This is a genomic window from Lunatimonas sp. (genome assembly GCF_020832325.1).
Classification (GTDB): domain Bacteria; phylum Bacteroidota; class Bacteroidia; order Cytophagales; family Cyclobacteriaceae; genus Lunatimonas.
The window spans coordinates 57,992-79,155 of the sequence record NZ_JAFIEU010000006.1; the positions used below are offsets into that span (position 1 = coordinate 57,992).

Genomic DNA, 21,164 nt, shown 5'->3' on the forward strand with positions numbered 1-21,164 from the left:
TTAGAAAACGGGAATTAACGTGATCTGCTTCAGATCTAGCAGTGCTCCCACGGAACCAAAATCCTCTTCGGGGCGAAAAACCACTTTGTTATAGCCCCCTTCCAAGTTTAGCTTCCCGATAGACAGTGTCTTGAAGGTTTCCCAAGAACCGGAACGCTCTACCCGGCCCCGGATGGCGTCTACCTCTGATTCAAGCACAAATCCTTTTCCTGCTTCCTCGTCGGATACCGACCATTCCAGAATGGCCTGATACGTTCCACTACGGGGAGCATCCAGTTCCCACACAACCTGATCCTTCCCCGTAAACCAGCCAAAGGCCCGCCAATCGGGCATGTATTCAATACGAGGTCCCACTCCGCTACCGTTTTCTGCGGTCAAGTGAAGCTTTCCGTCAGGAGCGGCACGTACCAGCTGTGGCAGGTTGGTGGTGTCAGCCATGGCCTTTCGCGTCGCTTGTACATAGGCCGCCACCTCTCCGATGGGCGCAATCCAAATACCGCTTTCGGGGTTTTGGGCAAACTTGGCCAATTCCCGAAGGGTTTCCAAGTAGGTGGTTTGACGTCCGGACTCATTGGTCTCATGCCCGGCTAATACCAGCCACTGCCCGTTGGCCGCCGCTTGGTCGATGTAGGCCTTCACCTGATCAAAGGATTTATTGTCCATCTCTATTCCGGTGATCTGGGCCAAATCCGCATAGAGGGGATCTACAGGTGCCTCGGCTAACCACCCACGACCCGCCACGAAAAGATCCGCAATCAGGGGTACGAGACTCTGTGCATACTGCCCCCTACCCACGTACATCTGTCCGCAGGGATAGGCATACACTGTAGGTGTTACTCCCAAAAGGTTTTCTATTTCAAAATTCGCCTGCAATAGCTCCGCCCGCATCTTGTCCAGGGTGTAGTTTTCCAAGGCTTTGTTTCGCGACCAGACAAAGTTGCCACTGCACGGGTGTACAATGGAATGATTGGCCATTTCGTGGCCAGTGACCACCGCCTTTTGCCATCCTTCGAGATTATTTTTCACGCTTTGGGGAACCACAAAAAAAGTGGCCCGAATGCCATATTCGTCTAGAAGTGGTATGCCGTGGGTAGGATTGCTGGCTCGGGCGTCATCAAAACTTAGGCTAAGTGCCATTTTCTTGCCTTCCGGCCACGGAAATTTAACTTCTTGACCCAATGCAGAGAAATTTACGTATACAAAAAGAAAAAAGCAGCTGAACAGGATGTTGGAGGATTTCATAATCAGTCATTCATGGGTTATGTCCTTAGACGTGATGTAAAATAGCGTAAAATCCACAAATTTTCAGCACTGTTTTTGAAAAGATAATCGTTAACTTAAACCAAAATCCCTAAAATACCTTTTTATGGAAGCTACAAAGGCAACAGCAACAGCGAAAAACCTAGTTTTTTATCCCTTTTTGTACGTGATCTGGTCTGACGCCGTCTTGCGGGATCAGGAATGGCAGACCCTTCAATCCATCATACGTGACTTCACTTGGATGGAAAAAGAAGACAAAGCTACACTTTTGACAAAAGTGACGCAGGGCAATGCCCCTGATCGACAGGAAATAGCCCATTGGTTTGCCACTGTTAAGGCTGTCGTACTGGGAGGGGCTGAGTACAATAACCTCGCAGACATCAGCTTGGCGCTTGCCAAAAAAGAGTTACCTGCCGACTGGGTAAAAGAAAACGGAAGGCAATTGGCAAAGGACCTACAAAAACTAGAGGAAAATCTCGGCATTGTCGGGCGCAGCGCCATCTACCGGTTTAAGGAAGATCACCCCACACAGACCACAGCACATGGAACAGAAATGGCCTTTTCCGTCGAGGAATTGGCCCGTTTCTTAGACGGCGATCAGGCAGGTATTATCCGAAAGGTCAAATCATTGATTCAAAAGCCAGCCTTTGACTATGTAGATCCCGGGGACCTGGCCGTCTACCGCGAGCAGGTACTGATCTGGTGCAAAATCGTGGCAGATGCCGGATTCGGAAAAATCGGATACCCTAGGGCTCAGGGAGGAGAAGGCGATATGGAGGCGTACTTTTCGGTCATGGAAACCTTGAGCTATCGAGACCTGAGTATGGTGATCAAGTTTGGGGTGCAGTTTGGACTTTGGGGAATGAGTATTCTGTCTCTGGGCACCGAAAAACATCATGCCAAATACCTTCCCAAAATCGGTACGCTGGAACTTCCCGGTTGCTTTGCCATGACCGAAACCAATCACGGATCCAATGTGCGGGGTATCGAAACCACGGCAACCTACCACCACCGCGATAAAACCTTTACCATCCATACGCCACATCGGCTGGCTCGCAAAGAATATATCGGAAACGCCGCCCTGCACGGTCGAATGGCCACCGTTTTTGCCAAGCTGATCATTGACGGCACTGACTACGGGGTTAGCGCGTTTATCGTTCCTCTAAGAGATGAAAACGGCTCCACACTTCCCGGAATCCACATTGAGGACTGCGGTAGAAAAATGGGCCTAAATGGCGTCGACAACGGATTGATATCCTTTGACCAGGTGATCGTTCCGTTGGAGAATATGCTGGACCGATTCGCCAAAGTAAATGAGCAGGGTGAATTTGAAACCCCAATAGCCAGCGACAATAAGCGCTTCTTTACCATGCTGGGCACCTTGGTCGGCGGCCGGATCGGCATCCCCCGATCGGCTATTGCGGCCTCCAAAAGCGGCCTGGCCATTGCAATCCGCTACGGAGACCAACGGCGTCAGTTTGGCCCAGAGGGGGGGGAGGAAGTACCTATTCTTAATTACCGCATGCACCAGCGTCGTCTGATGCCCCTTTTGGCCAAAACCTACGCCGGACACTTTGCCATGCAGTACATGACCAAACGGTTTATGAAGCGAAAGGAATCGGAAATGCAGGAATTGGAAGCACTCGCTGCGGGGCTAAAATCCTACATTACCTGGAACACCACCGCCACCCTCCAAGAGTGCCGCGAGGCCTGCGGGGGAAAGGGGTACCTGTCGGAAAACCGAATCGATGCGCTGAAGAACGACACAGAAATCTATACGACCTTCGAGGGAGACAATACCGTACTCATGCAACTGGTAGCAAAAAGCCGATTAAGTGCCTACCGGGATCAGTTTGAAAACATGAATTTCTTTACAATCGTCACGTACGTGGCGTCCAAGACCAAAACCTCCCTGACGGAAAAAAACCCTCTCATCGTCCGCAATACAGACGAATCGCACCTGACCGACCCGGACTTTCAGTTAAACGCATTCGATTACCGGGCCAGTGACCTGGTGGATTCTGCCGCCCGTCGGATGCGCCGACTGATTGGTGATGGGATGGATCCGTTTGATGCATTCAACGTGTGTCAGCACCATTTTGTCAATGTAGGGAAAGCCTTTATCGAAAAAGTGGTGCTGGAGCAGTTTATTCATGCGGTCAAGACCAGCAAAGGCCAGTCTTACGAAAAGGTCTTGAAAAAGCTTTGTGATCTCTACGCGCTACATACCATTGAGGAAAACAAAGGCTGGTACCTGGAACAAGGCTATCTGGAAGGAGTCAAAACCAAAGCGATCCGAAAACTGATCAATCAGCTGTGCTGGGAAATCCGCAAAGACGCCGTACCGCTGGTGAATGCTTTTGACATTCCAGAGGCTTGTCTGTCAGCGCCAATTCTAACGAAGCAGTCTTCCTAGCCCATGGAGCAACTGTTGGTTTTTGGCACCTTGGCCGTAGCCTTGGTGCTTTTTATTTGGGGAAAGCCCCGGTACGATTTGGTCGCCATTCTTGCGCTAGTATTTTTGGCGCTTTGCGGCGTGGTACCCAAAGAGGAAGCCTTTCTTGGGTTTGGCCACACGGCTGTGATCACGGTAGCCGCCGTACTGGTGGTCAGTAAGGCGGTGGAGAACTCCGGATTGGTCAACATCATCGTGCAATTGATGGACAAGGTAGGATCTTCTGTTGCCCTACAAGTGGGCGTTCTGTGTACCATCGTAGCAGTGGCATCCGGTTTCATGAACAATATCGGTGCATTGGCCATATTGATGCCCGTAGCTATCCAATTGGCCAGAAAAAACAACTACTCGCCATCGGTGATCCTCATGCCCATCGCTTTTGCCTCCTTGCTGGGCGGGATGAACACCCTCATAGGGACACCTCCCAACATCATCATATCCTCCTACCGAGCCAGCACATTGGATGGCCCTTTCAGGATGTTTGACTTCAGTCCGGTAGGAGTGGCAGTTACGGTTGCGGGATTGGTGTTTATTTCTTTGATCGGGTGGCGGATATTGCCCAAAAGACAGGCTGCAAGAAAAGAAGGCTATTCCTTTGAGATCGATAATTACATTACGGAAGTGCTCATTTCGGAAGGCTCCTCGCTGATCGGAGAGAAAGTCAGGGATATAGACCTTCAAGAGGACCGGGAGATCAAAGTCCTTGGTTTGGTCAGGCACCGGCAGCGTATCCATGCCCCCAATCCTTGGCTAACACTTCGAGAAGGAGACATTCTGATCCTGGAGTGCGATACGGACGTATTGACTAAATTCTTGGAAGAGACAAAAGCGGAGTTGGTAGGCGATGAAAACCTGTACTTAAAAGCCGAGGGAAGCAGCGAGATTCAGGTTACGGAGGGCATTGTCACCGAGCATTCACCGCTCATCGGAGAGACAGCCGCCAGTATCCATATGCGCTCCCGGTATGGAGTAAATCTGCTCGCTCTAGCTCGTAGCAACCGCACCCTGCGTCAGCGCATCGACCACGTAACCTTTCAATCCGGAGACGTTTTACTCCTTCAGGGCTTGGCTTCCGAGATGTCAGCCATCTTTCAAAGCATGGGTTGCTACCCCTTGGCTAAACGTGGACTCGAAATTGGAAAACCCAAAAGGACTATCTTTGCTTTGGTGGTGTTTGTTCTCACCATTGCTTCCATCGTCACCGAGCTGATTCCGGTAGAGATCGCCTTTATCCTCGCAGCATTTCTGCTTGTATCCAGTAAGATTTTACCCGTGAAAGACCTCTACCAAGCCATCGATTGGCCCATCATCGTTTTGCTGGGGGCGATGATTCCGGTAGGGATCGCCTTCGAGACGAGTGGCGCTGCCGAAACCATCACCAGTCAAATCATGCGGCTGGGGACGGACTTTCCGGTGTGGGGATTACTAGCCATCCTGTTGTTTGTGACCATGTTGCTCTCAGCTGTGATCAACAATGCAGCCACTGTACTACTGATGGCCCCCATTGCCGTCAAAATTGCCACATCGATGGATGCGTCTGCCGATCCTTTTCTTATGGCTGTGGCCATAGGTGGATCGGCTGCATTTCTTACCCCCATCGGGCATCAATCCAATACCTTGGTGATGAGTCCCGGGGGTTATCGGTTTGGGGACTACTGGAAACTGGGCTTGCCACTGACGGTATTGATCACTGCGGTGGCGATCCCGCTAATTCTGCTCATTTGGCCACCTTTCGGACCCTAGTTCAGTCCACCGTCACGGGCTGACTGCCCCACCAATCTGGGTTGGGCTGCCAAGTAGGATCCAGAAAATCCATCCGTTGTTTTTCCAGGTTAGGCAATAGCCTGGTTCGCATGTCCGTTATCCTGGCGTCGTATTTCTCCTTGTCAAACATGGGGTCCGGCTGGGGTAGATTCGCATAGGTTTGCTCCAGAAAATGGTTGAGTTCGGTCCCCAGCGTCGCACGCACTTCAGGATGCTGCTGGATTTTATTTTCGGTTTCCAGGGGATCATCCAGCACGTGGTAGAGCTCCTGATGGTTGTCCTCCCAGTGGTGAATCAGTTTCCAGGGTCCTTTACGGATAACACTGGAAGGCACTCCTCCTTGATTGCCATAGTGCGGGTAGTGCCAGATAAGCGAACGTTCCGGCAACTCGTAGCCCTGTAATAGCGGCTTCAAGCTGACCCCGTCCAAGTGCTGCGTAGGCAAGAGCGGTTGGTTTGCCAGGTCCAACAAGGTAGGAAAGAAATCCGCTCCGGTTACGGGATAAGTGATCGTCGCTGTTGGCTGTGCGTACGGGGTGCGGATGAGGTACGGTACACGGGTTCCCCCTTCCCAATGCTGTCCTTTTCCGCCCTTTACCACCAGGTTACTCGTAGCAAAGGCATCTCCAGCTACTACACCTCCATTGTCCGAGGTAAACACGATGATGGTGTTGTCGTATAATCCCAGTGTTTTCAGTTGATTAATCACAATGCCCACGGCATCGTCCACAGACTCCACCAATCCGGCATATACCGGATTATCCTGTACCTTTCTGAAAGGCAGCTTCTCCCCCATCTCAAAGCCTTCCGGCGCTACGCCTAATTGATGCGCTTTTTCCCGGTATTTCGCCCACTTTTCCTGCGTAGTCTGAAGGGGCGCATGCACGGCATAAAAGGATAACATCGCAAAAAAAGGCTGTTCTCGCTGTTCTTCCATATAAGCGGCCACTTCCCGCGCTAGACGCGTGGTCAGGTTTTCGCCCGCCGGCCCATCGGCTACCTTGGGGTTTTGATAGGGGGAGAAAAAACCACCCACCGGCGATCCCTTGTCCCAACCTGCCACATTTCGGTCAAAGCCGTGATCCTCCGGATAAGATCCCTCATCGCCCAAATGCCACTTACCGGCATAAAAGGTGTGGTAACCCTGTGCTTTGAAGGCCTCTGCCAGCGTGGTATGAGCAGGGTCCAGGGCATGCTGATAATCAGCCGGTAACATGGGATCGAAACGGTTATGTTCCCGCCAGTTCTCTCCCGTCTTCGCTCCTATCCAATCGGTGATCCCGTGACGCGCAGTAAATTGACCGGTCATGATCGTAGCACGAGCCGGGCTACAAACACGGCTGCCCGAATACCCGTGGGTAAACTGCCAACTTTCCCCTGCCAATTGGTCCAAGTGAGGAGTGTCGTGAAATGGGCTTCCGGAAAAACCCAGGTCGGCGTAACCCAGGTCGTCTACTAAAATAAATAAGATATTGGGTGGGCGTTGATCTTCTTTCTGACAGGAAAAAAGGGCGCCAAGCAGCAAAACAGCTGCCAGTCGAACATGTATTTTCATGTGTTTATTTTTTGTTTTTCAAAGGTCTGATGGAATCTCGCATGGTTACCCCGATAGCTATCGGGGCATCCCAGTGTGTGACGGCTGCGTCATGCTCGATTTCATCTAACGGGTGTATTAAGTTCGGAAACGTAAAGTCTAAATACTGGATTGGGTATGCGGCTATTTTCCATCAATTGCTTCATTTCAGCGACCATTTCGGGATGCTGCTCGGCGAGGTTTTGGGTCTCTCCCAAGTCTTCTGCCAGGTTATACAGTTCTATGGGCGGATTCTCATCGCGGTTTAGGTTAAGTCTTATAGCTTTCCAAGCTCCCTTTCTGATGGCCTGTTTTCCACCCTGTTCGATAAATTCCCAGTAGAGATAATCGTGCTGTACCTGCGCTTCCGGCCTTCCGAGGAGTGTGGGTAGAAAAGAAATCCCATCCAAGGACTGATCTACCGGCCTTCCGGTCAGTTCGGCCAAGGTGGGGTACACATCCCAAAATGCGGAGATATGATCCGTTTTCCCTGGCTTGATTTTTCCGGGCCAATTGGCGACCATAGGCACCCGGATTCCTCCCTCGTACAAATCCCGTTTGTATCCGCGAAAAGAGGCATTGCTGTTAAAAAAATCGGGGTCAGCACCGCCCTCCCGATGGGGACCGTTGTCGGAAGTAAAAATGATCAGGGTATTCTCTCTCAATCCCAGTTCCTCCAGCTTGGAAACGATCTCTCCCACCTGCTCATCCAGCATTTCCACCATGGCGACAAAGGCTGCCCGAGGGTTTTCCTGCGACATGTAACCTCCCATTTTATACGTGGGACCTTCGTCTACTCCTTTCCAGGGTTTTTCTTCAAATCGGCCCAAGTGCTTTTCCATATAGGCATCCGGAGCGATCAACTCCGCGTGGGGAATGATGGTAGGCACGTACAGGAAAAAGGGCTGATGCTGGTGGTCCTCGATAAATCGAAGCGTCTCCCGGTGAATCACCTCGGGTCCATACACACCTAGGTCTGTTCCCGCATTCTCGGCAAAGACCACCGAGTCCTGATTGTGCCACAGATGGAAGGGATAGTAATTATGGCCCATGCGTTGGCAGTTGTACCCATAAAAGACATCCACTCCTTGATTGTTGGGATCTCCTTCTGAGCGTGGATAGCCGAGGCCCCATTTACCAAACGCTCCCGTGGCATAGCCTGCATCCTTCATAAATTCAAAGATAGTCTTGACCGAGTCAGGGAGCGGGTACTGCCCTTCTGGTAGGATTTCGTAATTTCCTCGCACGGGCGCTCTACCGGTGTGTAGGCCGGACACCAAGGTGCTACGGGAAGGCGCACACACCGTGGATCCCGAATAATGTTGGGTAAAGACCAGTCCCTCTTTGGCGAGCCGGTCAATGTGAGGGGTCTGAATGATCTCCTGACCTAGAAACCCCAGATCCCCATAGCCAAGGTCATCGGCGAGGATGTAGATAATATTTGGGGGTCTTTCGGTCGTTTCCGCCTCCTGTGGACTACAGGAAAAGACCAATAAGAAAAATACAGGGAATAGAGTGTACACTAACGGTTTTAACATGAACATGAAGGTAGGTTTTATGCGTTTACTAGGATGTGTTTTTGGATGTATGCTGGATCAATTTCGACGCCCAAGCCAGGTCCGGACGGCACTTGGACCACGCCATTTTCACTGCTAAGTGAGGAGGTGGCACAGGTTAAAGGGATTTCTTTATTAAACCCCTTAAACTCGTGGTAGGGACCTGCATTGGGCACCGCAGACACAAAATGCATCATGTACAAATATCCCAAACCAGACCCTGAAATATGGGGAGTGCATTCCATGCCTCTGGCAGCAGCCATGCGGGCTACTTTCATGGACCGGATCATACCCCCAAAATAGAAGATGTCCGGCTGCACGATTTGAAGCGCCCGGTGACCGATCAGCCAGCGGAAATTCCGCATGCTGGGCTCCTGCTCGCCACCGGCAATGGGAATAATCAGCGCTTGTGCGACCTCCAGGGTTTCGGGATACCAATCAAAGGGCACCGGCTCCTCGTAAAAATCATAGCGGTATTCCTCCATCAACTTTCCGATCCGAATGGCCTCATCGGTCGTGTAGGAGCCGTTGGAATCCGCGTAGATGACCATGTCTTCTCCAAACCGTTCCCGCACCAAGGGGATCAGCTTTTCGGTTCGTCCCGGGGGAAAATCCCGGTTATGGCTCATTCTACCACCTACCTTGAACTTCAGTGCTTTCGCTTGGGTCTCATTGACGTGCTTTTCGATCAGGTCTATGGATTCCTCTGCCGATTTGCCCCGGTAGTTGTTAGCTTGGTACACGGCAATCCGCGGGTGGTGAATCTCGCCCAGCAACTGTCCAATGGACCGGTTTACCATTTTCCCCATCAGGTCCAATACAGCAAACTCCAGCGTAGCCAAGGGTACCCAAAATGCCAAATTTTGCATTTTGTAATTGGACTCGTACACATACACTTCTTCCAACAGGTTTTCCCAATCCCGCAGGTCTTTTCCGATAAAGAAGGGCTGAACTCTCCGCGTAAAAATCGGATACAAATGGGTCATCACCAAGTTGTTGCTCACGGAGACACCCTCGGCCCCATCCGTAGATCGAACCCTGCATAGAAAGTTATCGCCAAACCGAAGCAATTCGATGCTCTTCACAACAATAGGTCGGGTGAATGGAGACATATCCAGAACCGGCTCGGCCAGTAATTTATCCAAATCAGCAAAATCCGACTTCGGTTGAGGGGTTGCGCCCAGCACTTGGCTGGAACGAATGCCTGTACCTGCTATACCTGCCAAGGCCGCATTTCGGATAAATTTCCGTCTACTTGATTCCATCGCCGTCCTTAGTTATTGCCTGGGATTTTTACTTGAACCGCATATAGGCCGGTTCTGGCAGTAACATACAGGGTCTTCCTATCTGCACCTCCAAAAGCTAGGTTTGCGGGCACCTCTGGAAAGCGAATCGTACCTAGGTGCTTGCCCTGCGGGCTGATAACCAGTACACCGCCCGGCCCAGTGGCATAGACATTTCCTTCCACATCCACCTTGATCCCATCGGGGGAACCCGCTCCTTCCAATGTTGAGGCATCAAAGAAAAGTTGGCCTTTGCCGACTTTTCCATTTTTGGCAATGGCGTATTTCATGTACTTTTTAGGTCTGTCAGAATTTGCGACGTACAATACCCTTTCATCTGGCGAAAGGGCAAGACCATTGGGTCTATACAGGTCATTGGCGAGGAGGGTCAGCTTGCCTTTTTCATACCTATAAATCCCGTTAAACCCCAAAGTATCGCTTGCTGCCTTGTCCAGTCCATAGGGAGGATCTGTAAAATAAACCGCTCCTTTACGGTCCACGATAACGTCGTTTGGACTGTTGAACCGAGTCCCCTGATAGCTATCCACCAGCGAAGCATAGCTTCCGTCAGGGCTTAAAATTCCAACTTTTCGACCACTATGCTCCGCAAGGAGCAGGTTTCCGGACCTGTCGTAGGTAAGTCCATTTGCGTTGTTGCTCGGCTGGCGATAGGGAGTTACCTTCCCATCCGGAGTCCACTTATTGACGGTATTGGCAGGTATATCGCTAAAGAGTAAGTAGCCCTCAGTGGCACTCCAAACAGGTCCTTCTGTAAAGGCAAAGCCTCCGGCCAGTTTTTCTACCTGCACGTGTTCGTCTACGATACGATCCATGGCTGGATTCAGTTTGACCACAGATTGGGCAGGGGCATCTATTAGGCCCATGGAAAAGCTGAAAATGATCACTGATAGCAGCAGTAGGAAATTTTTAGGGTTCATCATCCGATCGATTTAGAAGTTCATTTGGGTAATAGAGGGTATAAAGTAGCACAATTTTTTGCACAATTTCAGCAGATCGCCATGGAAATCAACCATCGCTGAACTCGTATACCAAAAAATAATCTGCTCCTTGGGAATGACTAGGATCTGGTTTTTGCAATTGACATTGACTCCTTCAGAGGCGGATAGGCAGCCATGGCACCGGTAAAAATCAGTACTAGACAGATGAAAAATAAAAACTTGGGGCTATCTTTAGGCCTTATATTTTCATCTTATTACGACAGTATACCCTATGGAAAAAATCAAAGTAGCTGTAGTAGGTACCGGATTTATCGGACCTGCCCACATCGAAGCGCTCCGTCGCATCCCAAATATCGAAGTAAGTACCCTTTGCGAGGTTTCGCAGGAACTGGCCGAACAAAAGGCCAAACTTCTTGGCATCGAAAAGGCTATGCTCTTCGAAGACATGCTAAAAGACGGGGAAATCCAAGCCGTGCACATCTGTACGCCCAATTTCCTGCACTACGCCCAGTCCAAAGCTGTATTGGAAGCGGGCAAACATGTGGTCTGTGAAAAACCTTTGGCTACCAAAATCGAAGAGGCGGAAGAACTTGTCGCGCTGGCAAAAAAAACCGGACTGGTCAATGCCGTTCATTTCAACTTACGCTATTATCCCATGGTACGTCAAATGAAGACCATGCGGGAGTCTGGCGACTTGGGCGATGTATACTCCATCATGGGATCATACCTACAGGATTGGTTGTTTTTGCAGACTGATTACAACTGGAGACTGGAACCAGACAAATCCGGTGATTCCCGGGCCATCGCAGATATCGGTTCCCACCTACTGGACTTGACCGAGTATGTGACTGGGCTGAAGGTGACCGAAGTGATGGCGGATTTTTCTACTGTACACAAGACCCGTCTAAAGCCTCTAAAAGCCATAGAAACCTATAGTGGGAAAATGCTGCAAGCCTCCGACTACGAAGAGGTTCCCATTAATACCGAAGATCATGCCACGGTGATGCTACGCTTTGATAACGGCAACAAAGGTTCGGTAACCGTAAGCCAGGTGAATGCAGGGCGTAAGAACAGGCTAAACATTGAGATAGCCGGATCCAAGTCCAACTTTGAATGGTGCTCTGAGCGGCCCAATGAGCTTTGGGTCGGAAAGCGCGAGACCGCCAACCATCATTTGATGAAGGATCCTTCGCTATTTTCCCCCGAGGCCGCCAAGCTTATCAGCTTCCCCGGAGGGCACAACGAAGGATTCCCCGATACCTCCAAGCAAATGTTTAAAGAGGTCTACGCGGCCATCGAAGCAGGCAAACAACCCGAAAATCCGACCTTCCCGACCTTCGAAGACGGATACCGAGAGCTATTGATCTGTGAGCGGATCATTGAAAGTCATCGTAAACAAGCTTGGGTAAAAATCTAATTTTCCAAACCTACAGGCGTTAAAATGCGTTTCTGTTAGGTATTCTCTCAAACTCAACAAAACCAATTATAATCACATGAAAACAATTACGCTGAAATCGATTGGGATATCCTCCCTGCTCATGCTAACGGTGGTATTTATGTCTTTCTGCCAAGAACGGGCAAGCCCTCCAAAAAAAGCTGAAGGTACTATTAACGGTGCCAACATTACCGTAAATTACGGCAGTCCTGCCGTCAAAGGAAGAACGATTTTTGGAGATCTTGTGCCCTTAGGAAAAGTATGGAGAGCGGGGGCAAACGAAGCCACCATTTTTGAAACTTCCAAAGCCATCAAAGTACAAGGTCAGGAACTGCCTGCTGGTAAGTACAGTTTCTTCATCATTCCAAATGAAGGAAGCAGCACGTTTATTTTCAACAAGCAGACCGGCCAATGGGGTACTCAGTACGATCAGAGTCAGGATGCCCTACGGGTAAATGTGGCCTCTGGACAAACCTCCACCCTAACTGAAAATCTCACTTATGAGATCCAGGCAGATGGTATGGAGGTAAAGTGGGAATACGGTAGAGCCAAAGTAAAGATCGAGTAATCGGTTTGATATACCATCCTTGAGAAGCTGCCCGGTAAAGGGCAGCTTTTTTTTTTACCCGCACAAATAAAAATACCTGTGTGTCAGTAAATACCTGTGTGTCAGTATAGATGGTCTGTCACTTCAAGATACCCTTTTTGTTTTGACAGGTGTTATCTATAAATTTCGGATTATGCCGTTGGATCATTACCTAAAAAATCTTCCTGTAGGAGAAGTCGTCCCCGACGTAAAGGCTCTATTCACCCATCATTCCACGGTGATCGTGCACGCGCCACCGGGGGCAGGGAAAAGCACCCTCCTCCCATTGGCCCTGATGGGAGAACCTTGGCTAAGGGATAAAAAAACGATCCTGCTTGAACCCAGGCGGATCGCTGCTAGTAGTATCGCCTTTCGAATGGCAGAAATGCTTGGACAAAAGGTTGGAGAGGAAGTAGGATACCGGATCCGCTTTGACCACCGCGTATCTGCAAGGACCAAACTGGAGGTAATTACGGAGGGCATCCTTACCCGCATGATGCAGCGGGATAATGCGCTAGAGGAGGTGGGCCTCGTAATTTTTGACGAATTTCACGAAAGAAACCTCCACTCTGACTTGGGACTGGCCCTTTGCCGGGAAATTCAGGAAGTATTGAGGCCGGACCTTAAAATTCTTATCATGTCGGCTACCTTGGACACCGAACCCCTGGCTGAACTGCTACATGCACCGGTAGTAAAGAGTGAGGGCAAACTGTATCCGGTTACCACCCATTACCTGGGCGATTGCGATGTACGGGTGATTGCCGAGGGCTGCGCTCAGGCCGTGAGGAGGGCCCTTGCCGAAAGCCAGGGAGATATACTGGTGTTTTTGCCCGGGCAAGGTGAAATCAAGAAGACCGCTGAACTGCTCAAATCGTTAAAAACAGAGGCAGTAATCCAGCTGCTCTACGGAAACCTGCCGCACCACCGGCAACAGGCTGCCCTTCAACCCGACCGACAGGGCAGACGGAAGATTGTACTGTCCACAGCCATTGCCGAAACCAGTTTGACCATAGAGGGCATACACGTAGTGGTAGATGCCGGCTATGCGCGAAGCGCAAAATTTGACCCCAAAACGGGGATGACCAAGCTGGTCACCCTTCCCGTGACACTGGATGCTGCCGATCAACGGGCGGGCCGAGCTGGCAGGCTTTCCCCAGGCACCTGCTACCGGATTTGGAGCAAAGCCTCCCAGCTAGCACGTCCAGCTTTTCGTACGCCGGAGATCCTCGAGGCAGACCTCTGTCCCCTCGTGTTGGAGCTGTCAAAATGGGGCAATACGGACCCCAAAAGGCTTACTTGGGTTACCCCACCCCCGACAGGTTCATTGGTGCAGGCCGCTAAGTTGTTGGAAGATCTGGGGGCCTTGGAGCGGCAAAAGATCACCCCTCATGGAGAGGATATGTACCAACTGCCCTGCCATCCGAGAATTGCCCACATGCTACTTATGGGAAAAACAATCGGTGATCCCTGCCTCGCTACCGATATTGCCGCTATCCTCGAAGAAAAAGATCCCTTGGAAGAACAGGCCGGCGTGGACATCAACCTACGGATAGACCTGCTAAGAAGGTACCGGGCCAAGCCCTTTCATCATAAAAAACTGGAAAAAATCGAAAAAGTGGCCGATGTATACCGGAAGATTCTAGGGATACCGGCCGAATCCGGAAAGTACGATCATTACGGAACGGGGTTGCTATTGGCGCACGCCTATCCGGAACGAATCGCCTCTGCCAGGCCTGGAAACGGTGCCCAGTTTATGCTTTCAAACGGTAAATTGGCTGCTATCAATCGCCAAGACGACTTGGCCCATGCCGCGTGGATAGCCATCGCGCACTTAGATGACCGGGACCGGACTGGAAAGGTTTTCCTCGCTGCCCAACTGGACCCAACCGATTTGAAGCCCATGGTGAAGGTGTACGAAAAAATCGTATGGGACTCGGAAAAAGGAGGATTGGTCTGTCAAGAAGAGTGGCGACTGGGGCAACTGGTCCTGCATACCTCCCCGCTCTCAAACCCTAACCAGGAACGGATACACGAGGCCATTTTATCCGCCATACAGCGGGAAGGGCGGGAGTTATTGGACTTCACTCCCGAGGTCATCCAATGGCAAAACCGCATCCTAAGCCTGAAGACCTGGAACCCAGAGGATTCCTTTCCAGATGTACACACTGAACACCTATTGGCGACCTGTGCAGATTGGCTATCCCCGTATCTGACAAGCGTAAAGACGAAAGCAGACCTCAAAAAAATCAATTTACTCGATGTGCTGCGGCATAGCATTCCATACGACTTGGCAGTGCAGATGCAGGATTTGGCTCCTGATGCCATTCAGGTGCCTAGCGGGTCAAACATAAAACTGGTGTACCGGGACGATGGCGAGCCTCCGATGCTACCGGTGAGACTACAGGAACTCTTCGGGCTTATGGAAACACCCAGGATTAACGGTGGCACCGTGCCGGTAGTCGTACATCTGCTTTCTCCGGGCTACAAACCGGTGCAGGTCACCTCAGACCTCAAAAGCTTCTGGGACCATGCCTATCACGAGGTCCGAAAGGAATTGCGCAGGAGGTACCCTAAGCACTATTGGCCGGAAGACCCCTTACAAGCCGAAGCGGTTCGAGGGGTGAGACGAAAAGGATCAGTGTAACTCACACATCTTGAATCCGTCAAGTTCGCAGCTCTTTGCGCTTGGCCTTCTCCCAAGCGCCCTTCTGCCCACCTTTTAAGAAACGGATCAGGCCGGCGATCACTGCGTAATTCATCACACAAAAATAATAGGGCACGAACAGAATCTTCAAGCGGATCTGCCTGTTTTCCAGCATATACCCCATCATGGCTGCGGTATAGAACAGTATCTGGGCCACGAAGATCGCCTGATACACCCAACCGGAATCCCAAAGTACAAAATTTACAAAGAACACCAAAATCAATAAAAACGGGGTCACGGTCCAACGAAGCACCCGGTGCGAGAGGTACTGAAAGAACAGGGTGGGTTGTTTGAAGGGAGTAATCTTATCCAATAGGCGGTGCATCGACTGCCAGCCTCCTGCACTGATCCGGACTTTGCGCTTGAGTTCTTCATCCACCGAGGCAGACCCCGTTTCCATCGCATAGGCATCCGGTTCATACACGATCTTATAGCCTTTAGAGGCTATGAGCAGCGATTGCATGAAATCATCCAAAATGGTATCCTCCGGCAGGACTTCATACAGATTGGAGCGGAACGCCACCAGCTCACCTGCAGCACCCACCGCACTATACAGATCTGAGTCGAGTTTTTTGAGAAATGATTCGTATTTCCAATATATCCCTTCACCAGCGGCACTTGCCGTATCACTCTCGGCAGTATAAACCCGCTTTTCGCCTGAAACACAGCCCACCTTTGGGTCGCGGAAATGCCGTACGATATTTTTGATCGCATCCTTATTCAGCAGCGTGTTGGCATCGGAAAAAATGACAAATGGAGTAGCAACTACTGTCATTGCTCGATTTTCTGCTGCTGTCTTACCCGCACGGCGGTCTTCGTGCAGCAGGGTGATTGCAGGAAATTCAGCAAGTACCTCCCCAAAGTTATCGGTGGAACCGTCTGTGATAAAAAAAATCCTCAGCTTATCGGGGTTATAATCCAATGCCAGGCAATTGAGGGCTTTTTCCCGGATAATATCCGCTTCGTTGTAACAGGGAACCACTAGGCTAACGTCCGGATAGAAGCTAGTTTGGCCTTCTCCAGCCTCTATTTTTCCACGAAATAGGCGCTTTAGCCGCACCATCACGTACAGGAGAATCCCATAACCGAGAAAGGCGTAAAACACAATAAAGATGCTGATCCAAAACAAAATTTCCATCAACTAACTACATTCACCTGTTTATAATTGTTTTTTAATGGTCAGACGATACAATACCGAAGGTCGGAAGACACATCACTTGTTGAATAACTATCCAACTGTGCGACGGGTGCGTCACGCCTACCGCCTTTCACGGTTCGATTTATGCTGTCAATCCAAGAAAAAGTGGCTCCTCTTATGCCAGTTCGGTAAAATTAGAAATTATTTTGATCTACTTTTTCTTTCGCAGAAAATTGATTGGCATATTGGGCAATAAATACATTTTTCCTTTTATTTTTATAGCTTGTAAAGTTTTGTCACTTTTATAGCACAGGTTAAGCAACTTTGATAGATGAATGATTTTGGTCATAGCCAAGGAGGTAAGAGAACATTGAAGGGCTCAAGAAACTATTATTTGGGAAGGGGTGTGAAAAATGCCTCATTGGATAGGCTGCTCAAGATTGGATTAAAAAGCATGGATTGTTCCTACGGCTACATCGCTTTTTTTGAAAAATCTGAGATTTGGTTTAAATCCTGTGCAGGTGTAGAAGCCGGAGAAATCCACCTTGGAGGCCACTTCAAGGAGTTTCACAGAGGGCTTCAGGAATTGCGTATCCTGGAAAATATCCACGAGGAAGCCGATGTTCCTGCAGGTGATTTTTTGATTCAAGGTGATATCCCTGGCTTTTGGGCAGGGGTTCCTATCATTCAGGAAGAAGGTGAGGTATTGGGAGTATTTGCCATTGCGGACCATTCCCAAAAAAAAACATCCGCCGCTCAGCTTGAAACCATGAAGTTATTGTCTGAACAGGTGTTTGACGTAATTATAGAAAAAAACCGGATTTTTGACGAAAAACTGATGAGCAAGGCTCTGGAGTTATCCCAAGACCTTATTTGTGTAATCCGGTTTGACGGCAAGTTTTCGCGGGTAAATCAGGCCTTCAAAAACCTTTTGGGCTACAGCGAGACGGAACTCTTTGAAAAATCTTTGGAAGATTTGGTTCATCCAGAGGATGTATCTCTCACGGAAAACCAAATAAGGTCGCTCATTTCCGGCAATCCTGCCCTCCATTTTAGCCACCGTCTGAAAACAAAAGGAGGAGATTACAAAATATTTTCTTGGACTGGTGCTTCCGATACAGTAAACAAATGGATTTTTGCAATCGGCCGGGACATTACGGCGGAACGTGAAAAAGAAGAAAAACTGAAGTTGAGCGAAAACAAATTCCGTTCATTTTTCGAAAATAGCCAGGGTTTGATGCTAACCCACGACCTCAATGGAAAATTTCTAAGTATCAACAACCTGGGAGCTCGACTACTAGGATATACCGTGGAGGAACTGTTAAACAAAACCCTTTGGGACATTATACCGTCCAAGTATCACCCGGAGATCGACCGGTACTTCGAAGAAATCCACGAACAAGGAATCGCCAAGGGGCTAATGACTACCCGACTGGCCAATGGAACCTACAAGGTCTGGCTCTACAGCAATACGCTGGAAGAGGACATCTTGGGAACAAACTACGTGATAGGAAACTCAATCGATGTAACTGAGCGTCTCCGCCTGGAAAGAAGTATTCAAAACGCGAAGGAACTGCTTACCCAAACGCACATGATGGCGCGAGTGGGAGGATGGAAATACGATCTAACAAAGGGTGACCTCAACTGGACCGAGATCACCAAAAACATCCATGGGGTGGACGAAGGATACATACCCGAATTGGAAAAAGCCATGCTCTTTTTCAAAGAAGGGCGGGACAGGGACCGCATGCAGGAAATCATTGAACTTGCCAAGTCCCATGGCAAGCCTTGGGATGAAAGGCTGAAATTGATCACCGCAGATGGAAAAGAAATATGGGTAAGGATCATAGGGGAAGCAAACGTAGAGGAAGGAGAAATTAACTACCTCTACGGCACAATACAGGACATCGATGATCAGGTAAAAAGCGTAGAAATCATCCAGCAAAAAGAACAAATGCTACAGGCTATTTCTACTGCTACCGATGAGCTACTTTCCAATGCCAACTTGTACGAAGCCATTGCCAACTCTTTAGAAATCATTGGAAAAGCGGTCAATGTGGACCGAACTTATTTTTTTGAAAATGGGCTAAACGAAGAGGGCCAACAAATCACCTCACAACGCTTCGAGTGGAGTTCGACAGACGCTCCGCCTATGATCAACAACCCGGAATTACAAAATGTGCCAATCGCATTTTTTAGTGATTTTTTCGAACCCATGCAGGAGGGGCTCTCTTTCTCTGCGATTATTTCGGACCTGCCGGAAAACAACGGAACCAGGCAATTGCTGGAGTCCCAACTGATACGATCCGTTCTCACCATCCCCATTTTTAACGGGGAGGAGTTTTGGGGTTTTATCGGATACGATGAATGCAAGTTTGACCGAACCTGGTCTGATGCCGAACTTTCTTTGCTCAAAAGTTTTGCAAACTCGATCGGCAATGCTATCGCCCGAAAGAATTTGGAAGAAAGGCTCAGAAACTCAAAAGAATTGGCGGAAAAAGCTAGCGTGGCCAAGTCTGAGTTTCTGGCAAACATGAGCCATGAAATCCGCACACCGCTAAACGGGATCATTGGATTCACAGACTTGCTCAGTAAGTCTGATATGAGCGACTCCCAAATGCAGTACGTGAATATAGTCAATCAATCGGCTAATACCCTGCTAAACATCATCAACGATATCCTTGATTTCTCAAAGATAGAGGCTGGCAAACTGGAGTTGGATGTGAGCAAGGCAGACATCTACGATTTGGCTGGACAGGCTACTGATGTGATATCGTTCCAAGCCCAAAATAAGGGGGTAGAAATGCTGCTAAACCTATCCCTAGACCTCCCTCGGTACATATTTGTAGACGAAATCCGTCTGAAGCAAATCCTGATTAACCTGTTAGGCAATGCAGTGAAGTTTACGGAACAAGGCGAAATCGAACTTAAGATCTATAAAGTCGGACAGACCGGACCTAGGAAGTTTATTTTGAGGTTTGAGGTAAGAGACACGGGTATAGGTATCAGCAAAGACAAGCAGTTAAAAATTTTTGATGCCTTTTCACAGGAGGACAATTCTACCACCAAAAAATACGGTGGCACCGGATTGGGATTGACGATATCCAACAAGCTACTCAAGATGATGGGAACGGAACTAAACCTGCACAGCGAAATGGGCAAGGGAAGTACGTTCTTCTTTGACCTCCACCTAGATACGGAAGCTGGCCACAAGATCGACTGGGAGGATCTCTCATTTTTAGAGAATGCCCTGGTGGTGGACGATAACGTGAACAATCGATTGATAGTCAAAGAGCTCCTTACAAGTAAAAATATCCAGGTGACCGAGGCGCAAAATGGGTACGAAGCATTGGAAAAACTGGAGGCTTTTCCTGAATTTGACGTGGTGTTGATGGATTACAATATGCCCTACATGGATGGACTCGAGACTATCAAAAAAATCCGGGAAAGCTTTCCAGAGCCGGTTTCGGAGTTACCCATTCTTTTGCTTCACAGTTCGGCCGATGATGAATTTATTCACGATGCCTGCAAAAAACTTCATGTCTCTGGCAAGTTGGCAAAGCCCATCAAATTGGCCGATTTGGTCAAAACGCTTGGAAAGATTAATCCAAAAAATCGAGTCAACACCAATGTACAATTGGTGGAAGGTGATTTGACGATGGTAAGAACCTTCAAGGTCCTGATAGCGGAGGACAACACCATCAACATGTTTTTGGCCAAAACGATCGTGAAGAAAATTTCTCCTAATGCAGAGATCATTGAAGCTAAAAATGGCCGGGAGGCGGTTGAGTTGGCAATTGAAGTATTGCCAGACATCATCTTGATGGATATTCAAATGCCCGAAATGAGTGGTCACGAGGCTACGCAAGAAATACGGACCCATGCAGGTTTGCTGCATATCCCAATAGTAGCTGTAACTGCCGGAAACGTGAAAGGCGAACGGGAACATTGCTTGGATATTGGGATGGTTGATTTCATTCCCAAGCCCATCGTAGAGGCCAGCATTCGGGGCGTATTTGAAAAATGGCTTCCGGAGGAGGCTGGTTTGGGCAAGACTTCTTCGAATGCCGAAAGCCCTTCGGAGAATCCCGCCTCTGCCGGATCAAAAAATCACTTCAACATCGAAAAACTACAGGAATACATGGGTGACAACCCAACCTTAATCCGAGAAGTATTGCGCCTGACACTTCAGGAGATACAGTTGTCACAGCAAAAACTCACCCAGGCTATTTCCCGTAAGGACGTGATTCAGGTCAGGTCTGAGGGGCACAAGCTAAAAGGATCTGCGCTGACTGCCGGCTTGGACGAGATGTTATCCATTAGTTTAAAATTTGAGGGCATGGAAGAAAGCCTTTCCGGTGCTGATGAGGTGCTTTCGGCTTTTGCGCGTGAGGAAAAGATCGTGCGGAAATTGATCGAAGAGTTTTTAATGGAAAAGGAGTAACTCCTAT

At 49.3% G+C, this 21,164-nt stretch carries 12 protein-coding genes; 6 read left to right on the plus strand and 6 right to left on the minus strand.

All coding sequences use genetic code 11. From position 1 onward, the window contains the following. Positions 1 to 1,242: a polysaccharide deacetylase family protein gene (locus JJU34_RS01370; protein ID WP_228690518.1), complete on the minus strand. Its 1,242-nt coding sequence runs from the start codon at positions 1,240 to 1,242 to the stop codon at positions 1 to 3. 124 nt (positions 1,243 to 1,366) lie between these two features. Here JJU34_RS01370 and JJU34_RS01375 point away from each other — a divergent pair, with 124 nt between their 5' ends. Together JJU34_RS01375 and JJU34_RS01380 are read left to right on the plus strand one after the other, a co-directional pair. Then, positions 1,367 to 3,676: an acyl-CoA dehydrogenase gene (locus JJU34_RS01375; RefSeq protein WP_228690519.1), complete on the plus strand. Its 2,310-nt coding sequence runs from the start codon at positions 1,367 to 1,369 to the stop codon at positions 3,674 to 3,676. Positions 3,677 to 3,679: 3 nt separating this feature from the next. Next, positions 3,680 to 5,458, plus strand: a complete 1,779-nt coding sequence (locus JJU34_RS01380; RefSeq protein ID WP_228690520.1) for an SLC13 family permease — start codon at positions 3,680 to 3,682, stop codon at positions 5,456 to 5,458. Between the two features lies 1 nt (position 5,459). Here JJU34_RS01380 and JJU34_RS01385 read toward each other — a convergent pair whose 3' ends face one another. The 4 genes from JJU34_RS01385 to JJU34_RS01400 all read right to left on the minus strand — a co-directional run bounded on the left by JJU34_RS01385 (position 5,460) and on the right by JJU34_RS01400 (position 10,832). Further along, complete coding sequence (locus JJU34_RS01385; RefSeq protein WP_228690521.1) at positions 5,460 to 7,034, minus strand: sulfatase; 1,575 nt, start codon at positions 7,032 to 7,034, stop codon at positions 5,460 to 5,462. 101 nt (positions 7,035 to 7,135) lie between these two features. Continuing rightward, the gene (locus tag JJU34_RS01390) at positions 7,136 to 8,590 is read right to left on the minus strand and encodes an arylsulfatase (protein WP_228690522.1); all 1,455 of its coding nucleotides are present in this window, start codon (positions 8,588 to 8,590) and stop codon (positions 7,136 to 7,138) included. Between the two features lie 17 nt (positions 8,591 to 8,607). Beyond that, the gene (locus tag JJU34_RS01395; protein ID WP_228690523.1) at positions 8,608 to 9,873 is read right to left on the minus strand and encodes a mandelate racemase/muconate lactonizing enzyme family protein; all 1,266 of its coding nucleotides are present in this window, start codon (positions 9,871 to 9,873) and stop codon (positions 8,608 to 8,610) included. A gap of 8 nt (positions 9,874 to 9,881) precedes the next feature. Beyond that, on the minus strand, positions 9,882 to 10,832 hold the full coding sequence (locus JJU34_RS01400; protein WP_228690524.1) for an SMP-30/gluconolactonase/LRE family protein: 951 nt from the start codon (positions 10,830 to 10,832) through the stop codon (positions 9,882 to 9,884). Between the two features lie 289 nt (positions 10,833 to 11,121). Here JJU34_RS01400 and JJU34_RS01405 point away from each other — a divergent pair, with 289 nt between their 5' ends. From JJU34_RS01405 to hrpB, 3 genes are all read left to right on the plus strand, one after another. Beyond that, on the plus strand, positions 11,122 to 12,267 hold the full coding sequence (locus tag JJU34_RS01405; RefSeq protein ID WP_228690525.1) for a Gfo/Idh/MocA family oxidoreductase: 1,146 nt from the start codon (positions 11,122 to 11,124) through the stop codon (positions 12,265 to 12,267). Between the two features lie 76 nt (positions 12,268 to 12,343). Further along, complete coding sequence (locus JJU34_RS01410; RefSeq protein WP_228690526.1) at positions 12,344 to 12,853, plus strand: DUF2911 domain-containing protein; 510 nt, start codon at positions 12,344 to 12,346, stop codon at positions 12,851 to 12,853. Positions 12,854 to 13,025: 172 nt separating this feature from the next. Continuing rightward, a complete protein-coding gene (gene hrpB / locus JJU34_RS01415; protein WP_228690527.1) occupies positions 13,026 to 15,515 on the plus strand; it encodes an ATP-dependent helicase HrpB in 2,490 nt (829 codons plus the stop codon). Between the two features lie 19 nt (positions 15,516 to 15,534). On the opposite strand, the gene JJU34_RS01420 is transcribed toward hrpB, so the two are convergent. Next, positions 15,535 to 16,713: a glycosyltransferase family 2 protein gene (locus JJU34_RS01420; RefSeq protein ID WP_228690528.1), complete on the minus strand. Its 1,179-nt coding sequence runs from the start codon at positions 16,711 to 16,713 to the stop codon at positions 15,535 to 15,537. Between the two features lie 331 nt (positions 16,714 to 17,044). Between JJU34_RS01420 and JJU34_RS01425 the strand changes: the two genes are divergently transcribed. Beyond that, positions 17,045 to 21,157, plus strand: a complete 4,113-nt coding sequence (locus tag JJU34_RS01425) for a response regulator (protein WP_228690529.1) — start codon at positions 17,045 to 17,047, stop codon at positions 21,155 to 21,157. The last annotated feature ends 7 nt before the right edge of the window (positions 21,158 to 21,164 follow it).

Bases quoted from the DNA above. Each gene is read 5' to 3' on its own strand.
- JJU34_RS01410 (WP_228690526.1), top strand. From the start codon at position 12,344: ATGAAAACAATTACGCTGAAATCGATTGGGATATCCTCCCTGCTCATG.
- JJU34_RS01390 (WP_228690522.1), bottom strand. From the start codon at position 8,590: ATGTTAAAACCGTTAGTGTACACTCTATTCCCTGTATTTTTCTTATTG.
- JJU34_RS01370 (WP_228690518.1), bottom strand. From the start codon at position 1,242: ATGAAATCCTCCAACATCCTGTTCAGCTGCTTTTTTCTTTTTGTATAC.
- JJU34_RS01385 (WP_228690521.1), bottom strand. From the start codon at position 7,034: ATGAAAATACATGTTCGACTGGCAGCTGTTTTGCTGCTTGGCGCCCTT.
- JJU34_RS01400 (WP_228690524.1), bottom strand. From the start codon at position 10,832: ATGATGAACCCTAAAAATTTCCTACTGCTGCTATCAGTGATCATTTTC.
- JJU34_RS01425 (WP_228690529.1), top strand. From the start codon at position 17,045: ATGAATGATTTTGGTCATAGCCAAGGAGGTAAGAGAACATTGAAGGGC.
- hrpB (WP_228690527.1), top strand. From the start codon at position 13,026: ATGCCGTTGGATCATTACCTAAAAAATCTTCCTGTAGGAGAAGTCGTC.
- JJU34_RS01380 (WP_228690520.1), top strand. From the start codon at position 3,680: ATGGAGCAACTGTTGGTTTTTGGCACCTTGGCCGTAGCCTTGGTGCTT.
- JJU34_RS01395 (WP_228690523.1), bottom strand. From the start codon at position 9,873: ATGGAATCAAGTAGACGGAAATTTATCCGAAATGCGGCCTTGGCAGGT.
- JJU34_RS01405 (WP_228690525.1), top strand. From the start codon at position 11,122: ATGGAAAAAATCAAAGTAGCTGTAGTAGGTACCGGATTTATCGGACCT.
- JJU34_RS01420 (WP_228690528.1), bottom strand. From the start codon at position 16,713: ATGGAAATTTTGTTTTGGATCAGCATCTTTATTGTGTTTTACGCCTTT.
- JJU34_RS01375 (WP_228690519.1), top strand. From the start codon at position 1,367: ATGGAAGCTACAAAGGCAACAGCAACAGCGAAAAACCTAGTTTTTTAT.